At 60.7% G+C, this 15,519-nt stretch carries 15 protein-coding genes; 13 read left to right on the forward strand and 2 right to left on the reverse strand.

The genetic code is table 11. The features are described 5' to 3' along the window. The first annotated feature begins 35 nt into the window (after nucleotides 1-35). From AC5RVN_RS13365 to AC5RVN_RS13415, 11 genes are all read left to right on the forward strand, one after another. Nucleotides 36-770 (forward strand): SDR family NAD(P)-dependent oxidoreductase, encoded by a 735-nt coding sequence (locus tag AC5RVN_RS13365; RefSeq protein ID WP_494138265.1) that lies wholly within the window; start codon nucleotides 36-38, stop codon nucleotides 768-770. A 44-nt stretch (nucleotides 771-814) separates the two neighbouring features. After that, nucleotides 815-1,762 carry a dioxygenase family protein gene (locus AC5RVN_RS13370; RefSeq protein WP_494138266.1) on the forward strand — a complete coding sequence of 316 codons (948 nt, stop codon included), beginning with the start codon at nucleotides 815-817 and terminating at the stop codon, nucleotides 1,760-1,762. Further along, nucleotides 1,759-2,814, forward strand: a complete 1,056-nt coding sequence (locus AC5RVN_RS13375) for a maleylacetate reductase (RefSeq protein ID WP_494138267.1) — start codon at nucleotides 1,759-1,761, stop codon at nucleotides 2,812-2,814. Before AC5RVN_RS13370 ends, AC5RVN_RS13375 begins: the two co-directional genes overlap by 4 nt. Before the next feature lie 50 nt (nucleotides 2,815-2,864). Beyond that, nucleotides 2,865-3,968 (forward strand): zinc-dependent alcohol dehydrogenase, encoded by a 1,104-nt coding sequence (locus tag AC5RVN_RS13380; RefSeq protein ID WP_494138268.1) that lies wholly within the window; start codon nucleotides 2,865-2,867, stop codon nucleotides 3,966-3,968. Between the two features lie 14 nt (nucleotides 3,969-3,982). After that, nucleotides 3,983-4,906 carry a sugar phosphate isomerase/epimerase family protein gene (locus tag AC5RVN_RS13385; RefSeq protein ID WP_494138269.1) on the forward strand — a complete coding sequence of 308 codons (924 nt, stop codon included), beginning with the start codon at nucleotides 3,983-3,985 and terminating at the stop codon, nucleotides 4,904-4,906. Between the two features lie 96 nt (nucleotides 4,907-5,002). Continuing rightward, entirely contained in the window at nucleotides 5,003-5,740 is a 738-nt protein-coding gene (locus AC5RVN_RS13390) for a helix-turn-helix domain-containing protein (RefSeq protein WP_494138270.1), read from the forward strand. An 834-nt stretch (nucleotides 5,741-6,574) separates the two neighbouring features. Further along, nucleotides 6,575-7,684 carry a Gfo/Idh/MocA family protein gene (locus tag AC5RVN_RS13395; protein ID WP_494138271.1) on the forward strand — a complete coding sequence of 370 codons (1,110 nt, stop codon included), beginning with the start codon at nucleotides 6,575-6,577 and terminating at the stop codon, nucleotides 7,682-7,684. Beyond that, nucleotides 7,681-8,706, forward strand: coding sequence for a Gfo/Idh/MocA family protein (locus AC5RVN_RS13400; protein ID WP_494138272.1), 1,026 nt, complete (start codon nucleotides 7,681-7,683; stop codon nucleotides 8,704-8,706). Before AC5RVN_RS13395 ends, AC5RVN_RS13400 begins: the two co-directional genes overlap by 4 nt. 244 nt (nucleotides 8,707-8,950) lie before the next feature. Beyond that, nucleotides 8,951-9,538, forward strand: a complete 588-nt coding sequence (locus tag AC5RVN_RS13405; protein ID WP_494138273.1) for an NADPH-dependent FMN reductase — start codon at nucleotides 8,951-8,953, stop codon at nucleotides 9,536-9,538. Between the two features lie 12 nt (nucleotides 9,539-9,550). Next, nucleotides 9,551-10,990, forward strand: coding sequence for an amidohydrolase family protein (locus tag AC5RVN_RS13410; RefSeq protein ID WP_494138274.1), 1,440 nt, complete (start codon nucleotides 9,551-9,553; stop codon nucleotides 10,988-10,990). 341 nt (nucleotides 10,991-11,331) lie between these two features. Beyond that, on the forward strand, nucleotides 11,332-12,006 hold the full coding sequence (locus AC5RVN_RS13415; RefSeq protein WP_494106231.1) for a plasmid pRiA4b ORF-3 family protein: 675 nt from the start codon (nucleotides 11,332-11,334) through the stop codon (nucleotides 12,004-12,006). 124 nt (nucleotides 12,007-12,130) lie between these two features. On the opposite strand, the gene AC5RVN_RS13420 is transcribed toward AC5RVN_RS13415, so the two are convergent. Then, a complete protein-coding gene (locus AC5RVN_RS13420; RefSeq protein WP_494138275.1) occupies nucleotides 12,131-12,697 on the reverse strand; it encodes a recombinase family protein in 567 nt (188 codons plus the stop codon). Nucleotides 12,698-13,092: 395 nt separating this feature from the next. On the opposite strand from AC5RVN_RS13420, the gene AC5RVN_RS13425 reads away from it, so the two are divergent. Together AC5RVN_RS13425 and mscL are read left to right on the forward strand one after the other, a co-directional pair. After that, the gene (locus AC5RVN_RS13425; protein ID WP_494138276.1) at nucleotides 13,093-13,689 is read left to right on the forward strand and encodes a TetR/AcrR family transcriptional regulator; all 597 of its coding nucleotides are present in this window, start codon (nucleotides 13,093-13,095) and stop codon (nucleotides 13,687-13,689) included. A gap of 340 nt (nucleotides 13,690-14,029) precedes the next feature. Continuing rightward, nucleotides 14,030-14,503, forward strand: coding sequence for a large conductance mechanosensitive channel protein MscL (gene mscL / locus AC5RVN_RS13430; protein WP_494040215.1), 474 nt, complete (start codon nucleotides 14,030-14,032; stop codon nucleotides 14,501-14,503). Nucleotides 14,504-14,553: 50 nt separating this feature from the next. Here mscL and AC5RVN_RS13435 read toward each other — a convergent pair whose 3' ends face one another. Beyond that, nucleotides 14,554-15,513, reverse strand: coding sequence for a CPBP family intramembrane glutamic endopeptidase (locus tag AC5RVN_RS13435; RefSeq protein WP_494138277.1), 960 nt, complete (start codon nucleotides 15,511-15,513; stop codon nucleotides 14,554-14,556). Nucleotides 15,514-15,519: the final 6 nt, after the last annotated feature.

Below are 15,519 nucleotides of genomic sequence, written 5' to 3' on the forward strand. Positions count from 1 at the left end.
ATCCCGCCAACCCTGAAAGCTAAGGAGCGCACACCGTGAGTTCACCATCCTTCGACGGAAAGGTCGCCATCGTCACCGGCGCGGCCAGCGGCATCGGCCACGCCACAGCAACGGCACTGGCCGCACAAGGTGCAACCGTCTACGGAGCCGACATAGCCGCCCCCGCAGACGGTGCAGCCGACGGGACCATCCAATGGCGGCGTCTGGACGTCGCCGAGGAAGATGGTTGGAAGGCCCTCACGGAAGAAGTGCTCCAGGCCCACGGCCGGATCGACGTCCTAGTCAACAACGCAGGCCTCGTCGGATCCTACGACTCGATCACAGACATCGACATCCAGGACTGGCACCGGATCATCTCCATCAACCAGACCGGAGTTTTCCTGGGCATGCGCTCAGTAGTCCCGCCCATGCTGGCCCGGGAATCCGGAGCGATCGTCAACGTCTCATCCATTTGGGGACTCGTCGGAGCAGCCGGCGTCGCCGCCTACCAGGCCTCCAAAGGTGCCGTAACCGTGATGACGAAGAACGCCTCCGCCACCTGGGCAGCCCAGGGAATCCGTGTGAACTCAGTCCACCCCGGGCTGATCACAACGCCCTTGACGGAAAACCAGGATCAAGCCATCTCCGACGATCTGATCGCAAAAACCCCCATGCACAGGGCAGGGCAGGCCAGCGAAGTCGCCGACGCGATCGTCTACCTCGCCTCGGACAAGGCCTCCTACATCACCGGCGCGGAGTTGGTTGTAGACGGTGGATTCACCAGCATCTAGACCCCCTTTACCAGCCGCCCCAGCTCCAAGGAAGGAACATCACCATGAGCACGGACCTCGGCCCCGAAACACTGACTGCCGCCGTTATCGACAGTTTCAGCAACACCCCGGATGACCGCCTTAGGACTATCCTGACCAGCCTCACGACCCACCTTCACGACTTCGTCAGGGACATTGAACCCACGATCGAAGAATGGGAAACCGCCATCAACTTCCTGACCGCCACAGGCCAGAAGTGCGATTCCGTCCGTCAGGAGTTCATCCTCCTGTCAGACGTGCTGGGCGTGTCCATGATGGTGGAGACACTCAATGACGCCGAGACCCCGGACGCCACCGACTCCACTGTCCTGGGACCGTTCCACATGGTCGAGTCACCGAAGCGCGAGCTGGGCGACAACGCTTCCCCGGAAAGTGAAGGCGACATCTGCCTGGTCAGGGGCCGCATCCTTTCCGTCACCGGTGAACCTGTCCCTAATGCCTCCATTGACATCTGGCAGGCGAACACCAAGGGCTTCTACGACGTTCAGCAACCCGGCATTCAAAGCGTCGGGAACGGCCGTGGCCTGTTTACATCCAATGCGGACGGGGAGTTTTACTTCCGCAGCGTCATCCCCAGCTATTACCCGATCCCGACTGACGGACCGGTCGGTGACCTGCTGCACGCGACGGAGCGCCACCCGAACCGGCCGGCGCACATCCATTTCATTGTCACCGCCCCGGGTTTCCGGGAGCTGACAACCCACATTTTTGTTGGCGGGAGTGACTACATCGACTCTGACGCTGTTTTCGCCGTGAAGAAGAGTCTGATCGCTGAATTCGTGCCCAACACCTCAGAGGCCGATGCAGCGCGGTACGGGCTCAGCTCACCGTTCATGGAGGCAGTGATCGACATCGTCATCCACCCCGAACTCGTCGACCCCGATATCGTCCACACCGCCGTGATGTCCCCGTCCACTGCGCGGATTATCGAAGCACAGGAGAACACTCGATGAAGGATTTTCAGTACCAGGCACTTCCCATGCGCGTCCGCTTCGGAGCGGGCTCCCTTGCCTCCCTCAATGACGAAGTCGTCAGCCTCGGCCTCAAGCGGGTCCTGGTCCTGGCCACCCCCTTCCAGGCGGACCTGGCAGAGCAGGTCTCCGAGCAGTTGGGCGAGCTCAGCGCCGGAGTGCATGCGGAAGCTGAAATGCATGTGCCCATCGAATCCGCTCACAAAGCGCGGGAAGTAGCCGCAGCGGCCCAGGCCGACGGGTACGTCGCCGTGGGCGGCGGGTCGACGACAGGCTTGGGCAAGGCCATCGCACTGGAGTTCGGCCAGCCCATCATCGCCGTGCCCACAACCTACGCCGGCTCAGAGATGACCCCCATTTGGGGTCTGACCGCCGACGGTGAAAAGAAGACGGGGCGCGACCCCAAAGTCCTGCCCACTAGTGTCATCTATGACCCGGAACTTACTGTCTCCCTGCCGGTGGCCATGTCGGTCACCAGCGGATTCAACGCCATTGCCCACGCGGTGGAAGCGCTGTACGCCCCTGACGGCTCGCCCATCATCTCGCTGATGGCAGAGGATGGCACCCGTGCGCTGCTGGAGGCAATGCCGAAGATCGTCAAAGAGCCGACCGATATCGAGGCGCGCTCCGATGCCCTGTACGGGGCCTGGCTCTGCGGTGCCACGCTCGGCGCGACCACCATGTCTCTGCATCACAAGCTGTGCCACACGCTGGGCGGGACGTTCAACCTTCCGCACGCTGAGACGCACACCGTCGTGCTGCCCTACGCACTGGCCTACAACGCCCAGCACGCACCGCAGGCAATCGCGGCACTGCAGCGGGCCACCGGATCCGACAACCCTGCAGCCCACCTCCGGAAACTGAGCCTGTCCCTTGGGGCACCGTCGTCACTGGCTGAGCTGGGCCTGAAGGAATCCGACATCGACAAGATCGTCGAAATTGCCACCAAGAATCCCTATTCGAATCCGCGGGAAGTAACCCCGAAGGGCATCCGTGAACTCGTCACCGCTGCCCTTCATGGCAGCGACATCTAAGTAACGTCCGCGCTACAACCTGTTGCCTGAACCTATAGAAAGAACACAACATGTCTGAGACCGTAAACGACGTTCGTTCGGCGCCCGCGGTACCGCCGGTGGGAACCGTTCCGGCTGTCCTGGTCCGCAAAGACGCGGCCGGCACCATCACAGTCGAGCCCGGCACAGCACCCGTCACTGCGCCCAGGCCGACTGAACTTCTCGTACGGCCTGCCTATGTAGGGGTATGCGGCACCGACATCGAAATCCTGCATGGCAGCATGCCCGCAACCTTCAACATCAACTACCCGCACGTTCTGGGGCATGAATGGTCCGGCACTGTCGTAGAGGCGGGCAGCGACGTTGAGGGGTTCCACCCCGGGGACAGAGTCCTCGGCCACGGACACCTCGGCGGGAACGACTGGTTCGGGGTCACCCACGACGGAGCCGCAGCTGAATTGTTCACCGTTCCGGCGGACATGTGCTTCCACATTCCCGACGAGGTGGACATGCTCACGGCCGCTGTCATCGAGCCTTTCGCCTGCGTCTTGAACGGACTCAAAAAGATCGGCGGCATCAGCGCTGCCGACACCGTCCACGTGCACGGGCTTGGAGCGATCGGCCTGAATGCAGTGCTCCAGGCAGTCACCGCAGGAGCAGAAGTCGTTGTATTCGATCCCAGCCCACTTCGCCGGGAAACGGCGATGAAACTGGGGGCCGCGGCTGCCGTGAATCCACTGGAGAACCCGGACACCGCAGCGGCCGCAGCAGCAGCCATGGGACGTCCCTTCGCGGACGTGGTCATTGAAGCATCCGGTAATTCGGCTGCACAAGCAGCAGCACTGGAGAGCGCGGACCACAACGGACGAGTCCTGCTGATGGGCGTCTCGACCCCCAGGTCCGCGCCCGCGCGGCTGGGACTTGTCCAGGAACGGAACCTAACGATCACCAGCTCAACGGGGGCGCCGGTGGCCGTATGGCCGGCGGCAATCCGCTACGTGGCAAACACACGCCTGAACCTGGCTGAGATCGTCTCGACTGTCGTCCCCTTCTCCAGGGGAGACGAAGCCCTCCAAAGGGCGCAGGACTCAAGCCGGGAAACGAAGGTCATGCTGGCCCCGGACAGCACCCATTCCGACAACGTACCAAGCTCTTCAGCCCCCAAAGCGAATTAACAAAAAGGACGAACGTGAACGCTACCAACATCATTCAGAACCGGGACCTGCTGGCTTCCTGCTGGACCTGGGCAGGAAACGCAGCACCTCTCCGCGGCGACGAAACCAGCCCTATCGACGTGCGTACCCGGGTTGAGGCCGCCGCCAAGGCAGGCTGGAAGGGACTGGGCTTCATCCACGCCGACCTTCCCGAGATAGAAACGACCATCGGCCTGAAGGGACTCCGCCAGCTGCTGGACGACAACGGAATCGTCCACGTCGAGATGGAATTCCTCGCCGACTGGTGGAAGACCGGCCCCGAACGCGCCGAATCCGACCGCTGGCGCAAGATTTTGTTCAACGCCGCAGAAATCCTCGGCGTCAAGACCATCAAGATCGGCGCCGAACTCGCCCTTGAAGGCGAACCAGCCCCTGTCGACGAGACCGCGTTCCACCAGGAGTTCGACCGGCTTGCTACCGAGGCCGGCGAAGTGGGCACACGGGTTGCTCTGGAACCCATGCCGATGAACAACCTCAAAACGATCGAAATCGGCGCGAAGTTCATCAGCGAGGTCAACAACCCCCACGGCGGGCTCACCGTAGACACCTGGCACACCAGCCGTGGCGGCACCCGCTACGAAGACCTGGCCGCCATCCTGCCCATGGACAAAGTCTTCGTCGTTGAAATCGATGATGCCCATAAGGACGTCAGGGGCTCTCTGTGGGAAGACACCATCAACGAACGGCTGTACCCCGGTGAAGGCGACCTTGACACCGCCGCCTTCGTCAAAGCCATCCATGAGGCCGGATGGCGCGGACACTGGGGCGTGGAGATCCTTGCGGAATCACACCGCCTCCTGCCCCTGGACCAGGCCCTGGCCCGCGCCCACGACACGGCGGCCGCAACACTGGAGGCTGCATCCCAACTGATCGCCGCGGAACAGTCTGAAAAGGTCTAACCCGAGCTGATCCACAACAAGCCTGGCCCACGCGCTACCCCAGCAGGTAGTGCGTGGGCCGGACCTTACCTGAGCACAGAAGAAAGCCGAACCCCCATGAGCGCACCCGCCCCCGAGGCACGTTCGGATGCTGCCATCAAACTTGGCATGCGTCTTCGTGACGCCCGGCAGAGCGCCAAACTGTCCCTGCGTGAACTTGCGCGCCGTGTGGACGTCTCCGCCAGCCTCGTTTCGCAGGTCGAGCTTGGCCGCACATCACCGTCCGTCGGAACCCTCTACGCTCTCGTATCAGAACTGGGCCTCTCCCTTGATGAGGTCATGCAGGATGGCGCACCATCGGAAATCCAGCTGCCGGGCACCAATCTTCGCGTTGTTGAAACCGCACCCGTCAATGGCGACGGCGGGCCTTGGTCATCCAAGGATCTTGTGACTTCTCTACTGCCATCCGAAGCGGGCAACGAACTCCCAGGACTCCTGGAAGCGAAAGACCGCCCAAAACTCCGCGTTGCTGGTGTCCTCTGGGAGCGACTCACCGCAGAAAACGACCCCATCGTCGAACTACTCCGAGTGACGTACGGAAGCGGCACCGAATCCTGCCCGCCCGACAACCTCCTGCGGCACGGTGGACACGAGTACTTCCACATCCTTCAAGGAAGACTCAACGTAGAGGCCGGCTCCTCGTCAGGAACCCTCAGCGCGGGCGACAGCATCAACTTCGTATCCTCCATCCCTCACCGGCTCAGCAATCCTTTCACGGAAGACTGTATTGCCATTTGGGTCGTAGTCGGCCGCCAAAGTCATGAGTCGGACAACCCCGTCTCACCGGTCGCATAGGGCAGCTGTATCGGTCGCTGAGACCAAAGAAAGTCATCACGTGCACTTATGGAATATGGAACGGAGTGCGAGTTGAACTCGTCATCCACGCGCTACCGTTGGCAAGGACCTACTGGTGACGCGCAGCCAAACACTGCCACCACGCCTGTCAACTGGACCGAGCTGTGCCCAGGCGACCTTGTATTGTTGGTATCTGAGAAGACGTCCCACATTGGAATCGTTGACACCGTGTCCTCTGACAGCGAGTATCTGTGGCTTTTCCTAAGCGACGGCACGGGTCGCCGGTTGTTCACCAAGACTGAAGCTCACAGAACTTTCATCGATCCGGTGGACCTCGCCAAACGGCCAAGACCAGCCCAATAGGCCCCCTTACTTCTGAACATACGGCAGGCGCTGTCGTGGCCAGAGAGGTTCCTTGGAAGCCGCTCAAACACCACAAACCCGTGACACACCCCGGGGAGGACTATAAATGCTGCTCACCCTTTTTGCGGCTCTAATCGACGGAGCTGGTTACGGAAGCGACCTAAGTGCGTTTCATGACCCTCAGGAAGCGAGGTTCCCTCAGGGAGTGCTTGACTCGTTCCCTTGGGAAGGCTGGTGGCAGGAGGAAGCCCCAGCGCCTTAGCTCATTTATGGGCCCTTCAGCGGCCAGCCGCGCCGTACGAAAATCATGATCGATATGAGCAGCCTGGACTAAAACGCCCTCGAGGATCCTCCAGCAAACCTGTGAGGGCACATCGCCCGGACCATAACCCGCAGTGCCCCCACCGCCAAGCTAACTAGAACCACCTGACAACCAAAGCCTTGATACAAGAATCGACAGGAGACAAGCCGTTGGAACCGCTCGTAGTAGGACTCCTTGGGATCACCCACCCTCACGCCTCCGCACGGGTACGTGCGCTCCGCGAGATCGAAGGGGTCGAAGTAGTGGCCGCCGCAGACGACGATCCTCTGCTGTCGTACTTCACAGCCAAGTACGACATGGAGCCCCGCGACATAGAAGGAGTGCTTCAGGACGAGCGCATCAACACAGTCATGGTCCACTCCAAGAGCAAGGACATGGTCCCACACGCCCTGAGGGCCCTCACCGCTGGAAAATCTGTCGTCGTAGAAAAGCCGGGCGGCTCAACCGTCGATGACCTGTTACAGCTGGCCAAGGCGGAAGCTCAAGCGGCGCCGGGACTGATAGTACAGGTCGGGTACAACGTCCGCCTGGCACCGTCGATCACCCGAGCAAAGGAGCTCATAGACGCCGGGACCATCGGGAACGTGGTCAGTGTATCGGCCAGAGGTGCCGCCCTGGCCGGTGAGCACCTCACGGCCCACCTGAACCAGCCGGCGGACATGGGCGGGGGGCTATGGATCATCGGGTGCCACATGCTCGATTCTCTGGTCAGCATGTTCGGCGTCCCCGAGACCGTCAATGCGCGTGTGCGCAAGTCCGCGTGGCTCTCAGACAAGTCGAGCCGCGAGGACTCCGCAGCTGTGCTGCTGAATTATCCCGACATGTCCGCTACCTTCAGCTTCGACAGCCACGACCGTCTCGAATGGTTCGAGAGTTCCCGCATATCCGTTTACGGCACCACCGGAATGATCGAAATCGGCGTCCTTCCCCAAAAGCTAAGGGTTTACATCGAGAAGGACCAGGCCGGCTGGCCGGCTGGCTGGACCGAATGGACCCAGACCTATTTCACCCCACCGTTCGCCCGGACTGAAGCGAACAAATTTTCCGAACTGCCCGAACTGGAAAACATCAGCAATTTCCGCACCGAGATGCGTGGATGGGTCAACAGCATACGCACCGGCGCCCCTGTGGTGGCGCCCGTCGAGGATGCCCTGGCAGTGGCGCGGATCATTGACGCCAGCTACCGCTCCGAGAAGGACCAAGGGGCACCCGTCCACGTCGCGCGAAGCGTGAGCCTGGAAGCGGGGCTCGCCTCATGACAGCCGTTCGCTGGGGAGTGCTCACTACCGCCCGCATCGCCCAGGACCGCTTCCTGCCCGCCATGAACAAAGCCCGCAATGCGGCCGCCGCCGCAGTCTCAAGCCCAAACGGAAGGGCTGCGGAGATCGCCCAAAGGTTCGGGATCCCGGCGACATACAACTCACATGAAGACCTCCTCGCCGACCCGAACATCGACGCCGTCTACCTTCCGTTTCCCAATGGTCTGCACGCAGAGTGGATCATCGCAGCGGCGAATGCCGGCAAAGACATCCTCTGCGAGAAGCCCCTGGTGTGCAGCCTGCAGGACTACCGGCGGGTAGTGGAGGCCTGCGAACGGAAACAAGTAAATCTGATGGAGGCGTTCATGTACCGCTTCCACCCTCAGCACCAGAAAGTCCGCGAGCTCCTCGATGCAGGCAGGATTGGGAACATCATCTCAATGCACGCCCGCTTCCACTTCGTCATGAACCGCGCTCCCGGCGAGATCAGGCTCCAGCCGGGCCTGGAAGGCGGTGCAGTCAACGATGTCGGCTGCTACGCCATCGACATCATGAACATGATCGTGGGCAGCCTTCCGACCAGCGTCTATGCCAAAGGAACAAGCCCCTCGGACCCGGTTGAAACCAGTGTGGCGGCCATCCTCGATTACGACGGAGTCCTGGGAACTTTGGACTGCGGCTTTGACGGGCCCCGTACCAACACCTTCCAGATCATCGGAACAAAAGGACAAGTCACCCTCGACACGGCCTTCGACCCCGACCCATGGGATTCGGTGAGTGTGAAAGTCTCCCTGCGAAACGGCCACGCTGAAGTTTTCGACATCACTGAAGACCATTTCAAGATGGAAATTGAACGTTTCAGCGCCCGTGCGCGCAACCCAGGAGCAGAGTTCATAGACAGGGAACTAACCGAACAGAACCTTGCCGTGCGCCTCGCAATCCACGAATCGCTCGCTACCGATCAGCCCTGCAAGGTCGCAGCAGTGCATGTTGCTGAAGACCTCTTGCCAGGGGAGCAGTAGGTTTCGGGTCATGGCATTTCGGGTACGCACGGCCATTGCTGCCTCCAACCCTTCGCCTGTGAGGTTGAGTTCTACGCAGGCGCGCCGACCGTGCGACTTGAAAGAAAGCCGTCCTTGCCCCTAACTACGGCACCTGGACACCGTCTACCGGTTCCTGTGGCAACTCAGAATCCCAGAAGTTCTCCGGAAACACGGAGAACTACCACGAACCTCGACTCACCCACGCCAGAAATTGGAGATCCACATGTCTAAGCCCATCCTGCAGGTCATCGTCGGCAGCACTAGGCCCGGACGCGTAGGCCGGTCGGTGGCAGACTGGTTCGTCGCGCAGGCCAACGAGCACGGTGAATTTGACGTAGAGGTTATAGACCTTGCCCACATCGGCCTGCCGATGACTGACGAACCGCACCATCCCCGACTGCGGACCTATGTGAACGATCACACCAAACGGTGGAGCGAAACCATCGACCGCGCGGACGCGTATGTGTTCGTTATCCCGGAGTACAACTATTCACTCAGCGCCGCCGTGAAGAATGCGATCGATTTCTTGTACCAGGAGTGGGCCTACAAGCCCCTGGGAATTGTGAGCTACGGTGGAGTCTCGGGCGGGCTGCGCGCTGCGGGGACGTTGAAGCAGGTAGCCAGTGCACTGAAAATGATTCCCACCCCTGACCTGGTAACTATTCCCATGGTGGCGCAGCTGAAGGATGAAAGCGGCAACTTCAATGCGCTGCCGATTATGGACGATTCCGCCGCCGTGCTTCTCAAAGAACTGCACGTCCTCCACAATGCCCTTACGCCGCTGCGCGAGGCGCAGAAGATCGCCCAGTAGCGCGGAACTCGAATGAACTACCCTCCGCGCGATAGCGGCACGAACCGAATCCTTATCAAATCTGGAACCGTCGTCTCCATGGATGAGGAAATCGGTGTTTTGCCGGTCGCGGACATCCTTATCGAAGATGGCATCATTACGGCTGTCGGGCAGCAGTTAGACGTCTCTGAAGATACCGGTCCCATAGAAATCGTAAGCGCGGAGGGACGCATAATCGTCCCTGGATTCGTCAATGCGCACATGCACACCTGGCAGACAGCCCTACGGGGGATTGCTAGCAATTGGACACTCCTCGAGTACTTTCGATGGACCCATGCCGGGCTGGCCACCCACTTCGCTCCTGAGGACATCTACTGGGGAACCTACGCGGGCGCCCTGAACCAGATCAACTGCGGAACGACTACATTGGCTGACTGGTGCCACAACAATCCAACGCCGCAGCACACCGATGCAGCCGTTAGCGGCCTGCATGCGAGCGGAATCCGGGCCACCTTTTTCCACGGCAGCCCGAAACCTGATCCCAAATCGGGAGAGGCTCCTTTTTGGGAAATTTCCCATGACCGGACGGAAATCGAGCGTCTGCTCGCGGATTCCCGGTTCGCCCCAGGAGAAAAGCTTCGCCTTGGCATGGCTGTTCTCGGGCCCCATTACTCCACGCTAGATGTGGCGTTCACCGATTTCCGGCTCGCAAGAGAGCTGTCGCTGGTCACAAGCATGCATCAAGGCGGCGGGGCGGCCCGGGCGCCGCAGGGATGGGCTGCATTGGAGGATGCTGGCCTCTTGGGCCCCCACATTAACATCGTTCACGGAAACGATTTGGACGACAAGCAGTTGCGGCGGTTTATCGCCGCCGGGGTGACGTTTTCCGTTACCCCGGAAAACGAAATGACTCAGGGCCACGGGCATCCGATCATCGGGCGGCTTCGAGATCACGGAGTCGCTCCATCAATCGGTATCGACCTTGAAGCGGGGCTATCCGGAGAGATGTTCCTGGCGGCACGTATTGCTCTGGTTCACCAGCGTGCGTTGGATAATTTCCGCTACCGCGCACAAGCCGGAACCCAAGTTATACCTGAGACCTCGACCATCACCACTCTTGAGGCGCTTCGCTGGGCAACTGTCGAGGGTGCGAGAATGCTCGGACTTCTCGATCAAGTTGGGACGATCACCCCTGGAAAACGCGCTGATCTAGTTTTCGTTGATGCAACTCTGCCGAACATGCAGCCGGTGCATGACCCGGTCAACTCAGTAGTCATGCAGACGAGTTTGGCAAATATCGAAGCGGTCATGATCGACGGTCGATGGCGCAAGCGCGATGGCCAATTGCTGAATGACTCTGGCTCGGTGCTTGATTCCCAGGCTTGGCTCGAACCTCTGAAGGCATCGGGTTACCGGTTGGCGACTGCGGTCGGGCTCCAGAAGGAAACCGCAAATTTCACGCTTCCGGCGTGAGAGTTCCAAAATCGACTGCGAACCCACGGCCAATGCTAGTAGCAGAACCAGCAGCATGTCGGCCAGCTCCAGAAACCAACTCCGCAAGGGCCACTTCAGATACGATCCAATCAAACATCCGGTTGAGGACATGGGATCAGCGGGAAGACATTGAGCTGCCACGCCGGAGTTCAAAGGACTATTAGGACGCCGATGTAATGCCGACTTCGAGGCACTTTGTTGCCACTCCCCGGGTAACACCGAACGCCGATAACGGATCTTTCGTCAAGCTATAGGCGCGCGGCGGGGGAGAGGTCACCCGTCCGAGAAGAAGGACCTTGAGGCCTGTAATGATTGGTGCCATGGACAAATTTGAGGCCGAGACCGGGGTTGGACAGGACTCGGTCCTGGAAGTTCGCGTGGCGCTGGTCGACAGCGCGCCTGAGATTTGGCGTCGATTCGAGCTCCGGGGCTCCCTGGCTTTGAGCCAGGTGCATCAGGTCCTGCAGGCAGCATTTGGCTGGGACGACGCGCACCTGCACAGGTTTGTAACAAGCGACCCGTTCGCGCCGCTACGGCCGGTCGACGGCGAATTTCCGGAAGTCCCGCAGTGGCTCCCAGGACAGCAGTGTGAAGAACCGGGCGACAGGCCCGAAGAGGATTGCTCCCTGGATCAGCTGCTTACATTGGGCTCAGCCGAAGCGTTCTACGAGTACGACTTTGGAGACAGCTGGCTTCACCGGCTTGAGCTGGTTTCCCGCCGGCCCGCGGACGAAGACAGTCCGCCCGCCCGGCTGATCGATGGCGCCCGGCGCGGCCCCTTGGAAGACTCCGGAGGTTTACCCGGGTACGAAGAGATCATGGACGCGCTGGCCGACCCGACGCACCCTGACCACGCTGAGCACTCAGCCTGGGTCGCCGACATAACCGGCTCCAATGCGCCTTTTGACCCTGCCTTCCTCGACATTCCCGCCGTAACCCGGGCGCTGGCTGAGCAGTTCCGACGTACGCAGTCTGGGGAAAAACGCCGTAAGTGACGGGCAGGAAACAGCCCCTTTTCGGGGCACTCCCCTGCCTGTTTTGAAGAGCCGATAATGGAGATTCTGTAAAGCTAATGGCTGTGCGGTCCAGGGCACATCGACGACCAGGCAGGGGAGCGGATCACTCCAACTTTGCGTTGCGGAGGTACTGGTAGACGGTCTCCCTGCTGATCCCGTAGTCACGGGCAAGAAGTGCTTTCGGAACACCGCTGCCGGCGCGATGGACGAGTTCGGCTGCCCGGTCCGGTGAGAGGGTCTTTTTCCGTCCCTTGTAGACGCCGCGCTGCTTGGCCAGGGCGATGCCTTCCCGCTGGCGTTCCCTGATGAGGGAGCGTTCGAATTCGGCGAAGGCACCCATGACGGACAGCATGAGGTTGGCCATGGGGGAGTCCTCGCCGGTGAAAACCAGGCTCTCCTTGACGAACTCCACCCGCACACCTTTGCGGGTGAGGCCCTGCACAAGGGCCCGCAGGTCATCGAGGTTCCGGGCGAGCCGGTCCATGCTGTGCACGACGACGGTGTCCCCGTCGCGGGCGAACCGCAGCAACTCCGTAAGCTCCGGTCTGGAAGTGTCCCTGCCGGATGCCTTGTCCGTGAAGACCCGGTCCAGAACCTGGCCTTCAAGCTGGCGTTTCTCGTTCTGGTCTAGGGCGCTCACGCGTACGTACCCGATCCGCTGCCCGCTCACGGTGCCTCCAACCCTCGTCCTGTCAGGTTGAGTCCTAGGTTCCTCTCAAAAGAAAGCCAGGACAAGGTGACCCAGTCGTCTGGTTGGGGTGTACTCAGTTGACGCACCAGGGTGCCGAGAGCGGCGGCCCGACCGCGCGGCGCGAGCTTTCCAGGGAGATTACCGCGGCGCGTCTCCCCAAATTCTGATTACACCGGCGGCAATGTCTATGGCCGCCTCCGCTACTCCAGAGAGCCCCGCTCGTACTCCATCTCCCGGTTTCCAAGGCGGGACGGGTCTCGAGTCGCTGCGGGTACAGTGGAGCGTCCAAGGAGGAAGGCGGGTACCTGTTGGATGACCGGGGACGGGTGAAGCGTGAGAGAATCCCGCAAGCGGCTGAGCAGCCACGGAATACGGTGGCACGCGATGAGCGGCGACTGCAGCTTCTGCAGGCAGCCCAGGAAGTTTTTGTAGCCAGTGGTTACCACGGTGCCAACATGGACGATATTGCCCAAGCGGCCTATGTGAGCAAGCCGGTTCTGTACGAGTACTTCCCATCCAAGCGTGAGCTGTATCTCGAGCTGCTGGACATTAACCTCAAGGCACTAGGCGATGTATTGCAGGAGTCCGTCCGTTCCACAAAGCTCAATAAAGAACGGGTGCATGAGGCTATCCGGGCCTATTTTGGCTACATTGCCCGTGACGACGGCGCATATCGCCTCGCCTTCGAATCCGGCCTGAGCAATGATCCTGACGTCCGCGTAAGGCGGGAGGCATTCAGAAGGGGATTCGCAGGCGCAATTGCCCAAATCATCAGCGAGGACGCTCAACTGCCGCTTGTCGAAGGGGAACTGCTGGGTAGGGCTTTAATGGGTCTGGCTCAAGCAAGCGCACGTTATTGGGTAGAGGACAACGCTGAACAAGGCAGCGCTGCCCTTGGCATGGACGCGGCCAGCGAGCTTGTTTACCGCCTGGCGTGGCGGGGTATTTCACGCTTTCCCAAGGAGACTTAGAAATGACTGAGGTGTCACCCGGGGCATGCCAACGTGGATAGCTCTTGACCGCGTCGGCTTTTCTCCGACCGTTCCGCAGTGAACCGACGGTGGCTTTTCGACGTTACTATCTGCTCCTTCACGACCCAGTTTTGTGCGGCAGAAACGCAAGCGGCCTTAGACCGCCGAATGATCGGCTTGATTCGCTTGCGGGGCTTCGGGGGATCACCGGTACGTGCCCTTAGAGTGACTGCATGGGTAGTAGTTTCCTCATCGGTTTAGCTGCAGTTGTAGCCATCGGCCCAGCGCCCGGAGGCGGCGAACACTCGGATTCCGCGGCTATCGGGTTTAGCATCGTGCCATGTCGAATTCGTGGAAAGAATTCAAAGCCTTTGCCATGGGCGGCAACATGTTTGATCTTGCCCTGGGCTTCATCATCGGCACGGCCTTCGCCGCACTCGTGGACAGCCTCGCCAACGACATCCTGCTGCAGTTCGTCGCTGCGATCTTCGGCGCGCCGGACTTCAGCCAGATGAGCTTCACGGCGAACGACGCCGAAATAAGATACGGCAGCTTCATCACCGTGCTGATCCGGTTCCTGCTGCTGGCTCTGGTGCTGTTCGGGATCGTCAAACTCCTCAAACGCTTTGGCATGGGCAACTTCCGCGCCCAGGGCCAACAGGAATGCCCCTACTGCAAAGAATTCGTGGCCATCGACGCCATCAAATGCAAATACTGCACCGCCGACATCGACCCGGGGCAACTGGAGGAAGAAGACATCGAGCTGCTGAAAAAGCGTGAAGGCTGGCAAAATCCCAACGACGGCATTGCCTAACCCGGCCTTAAATTAGACCCAGAGGAGACATATCGGACCGTGTAATGGCCTCAGGCCGTTGGGCGCTGTCTTCTGTGAACGAGACTCCAGTGGGGTTGTGCCGGACCGGCCCGCCGTAGTGCCGCCTGGGGCGGTGTGCGGTGGGTGAGTGTTTGGACGTCGTACTTTTTCAGTAGCCAGATCGCCAGGAGCCAGGGCAGGACGCCGTAAATGACCTGTGCGGTAAAGCTGCCGGAGGACAGCACGAGGTAGGACTGCCACAGGTTGGCGTAGCCGTGGAGGATGACGATCCAGAACAGGCTGCCGGTATTGTTGTACAGCCAGGTCAGCACGATGGTGTACCCGACAACGCCGACGGTCAGGCCGACCAGCGAGAATGCCGCCTGCAGTAACCCCCCCGCATCTGTCATCAGCGGCAGCAGCACCACCGAGGGCAGATGCCATGATCCCCAGGCCACACCAAGGATCCAGCTGGCCCGTTCGGCTGTCCGCGTCCTTTGCAGATAGGGCAGTGCGAAGCCGCGCCATCCGAGTTCTTCGGCCAGCCCGGTGCAGACGATGAGGAACAACAGGAAGGGAACTGCAAGCATCACAGGGACCAGGAAGCTGTACTCCAACGATGCCATGCCGCCTGTCACCCAGCCCAGGGCCACTGCGGCCAGGCTAAGAACGATGGGGAACAGGAACACGAACAAGATCCACTTTCCCGGAACCCGTGCCCTGAGCAGGCGGGAGAAAAGACTCCGCAGCCCTGGACGCCCGTCCACCAGCGCAATGACGATAACGCCCGCCATGGACGGGCCAAACGAGAAGCACAACAAGACCACTGCCAGGAGGACGCCCGGGTCAGTTCCGCCGGTGCCGAGCAGGAGGAAGTTCGCCTCGTTCGTGGGAGATATGCTTCGCGGGACCAGGTGGAGGTACGCGGGAATTTGTACCGCCCAGGTGATGCCGTAGGCAAGAACCAGGAAGAGCGGCCAAGCCCACCGGACACCCGCCGAGTTGCTCATAAGAAC

The organism is Arthrobacter sp. sptzw32 (assembly GCF_059089735.1).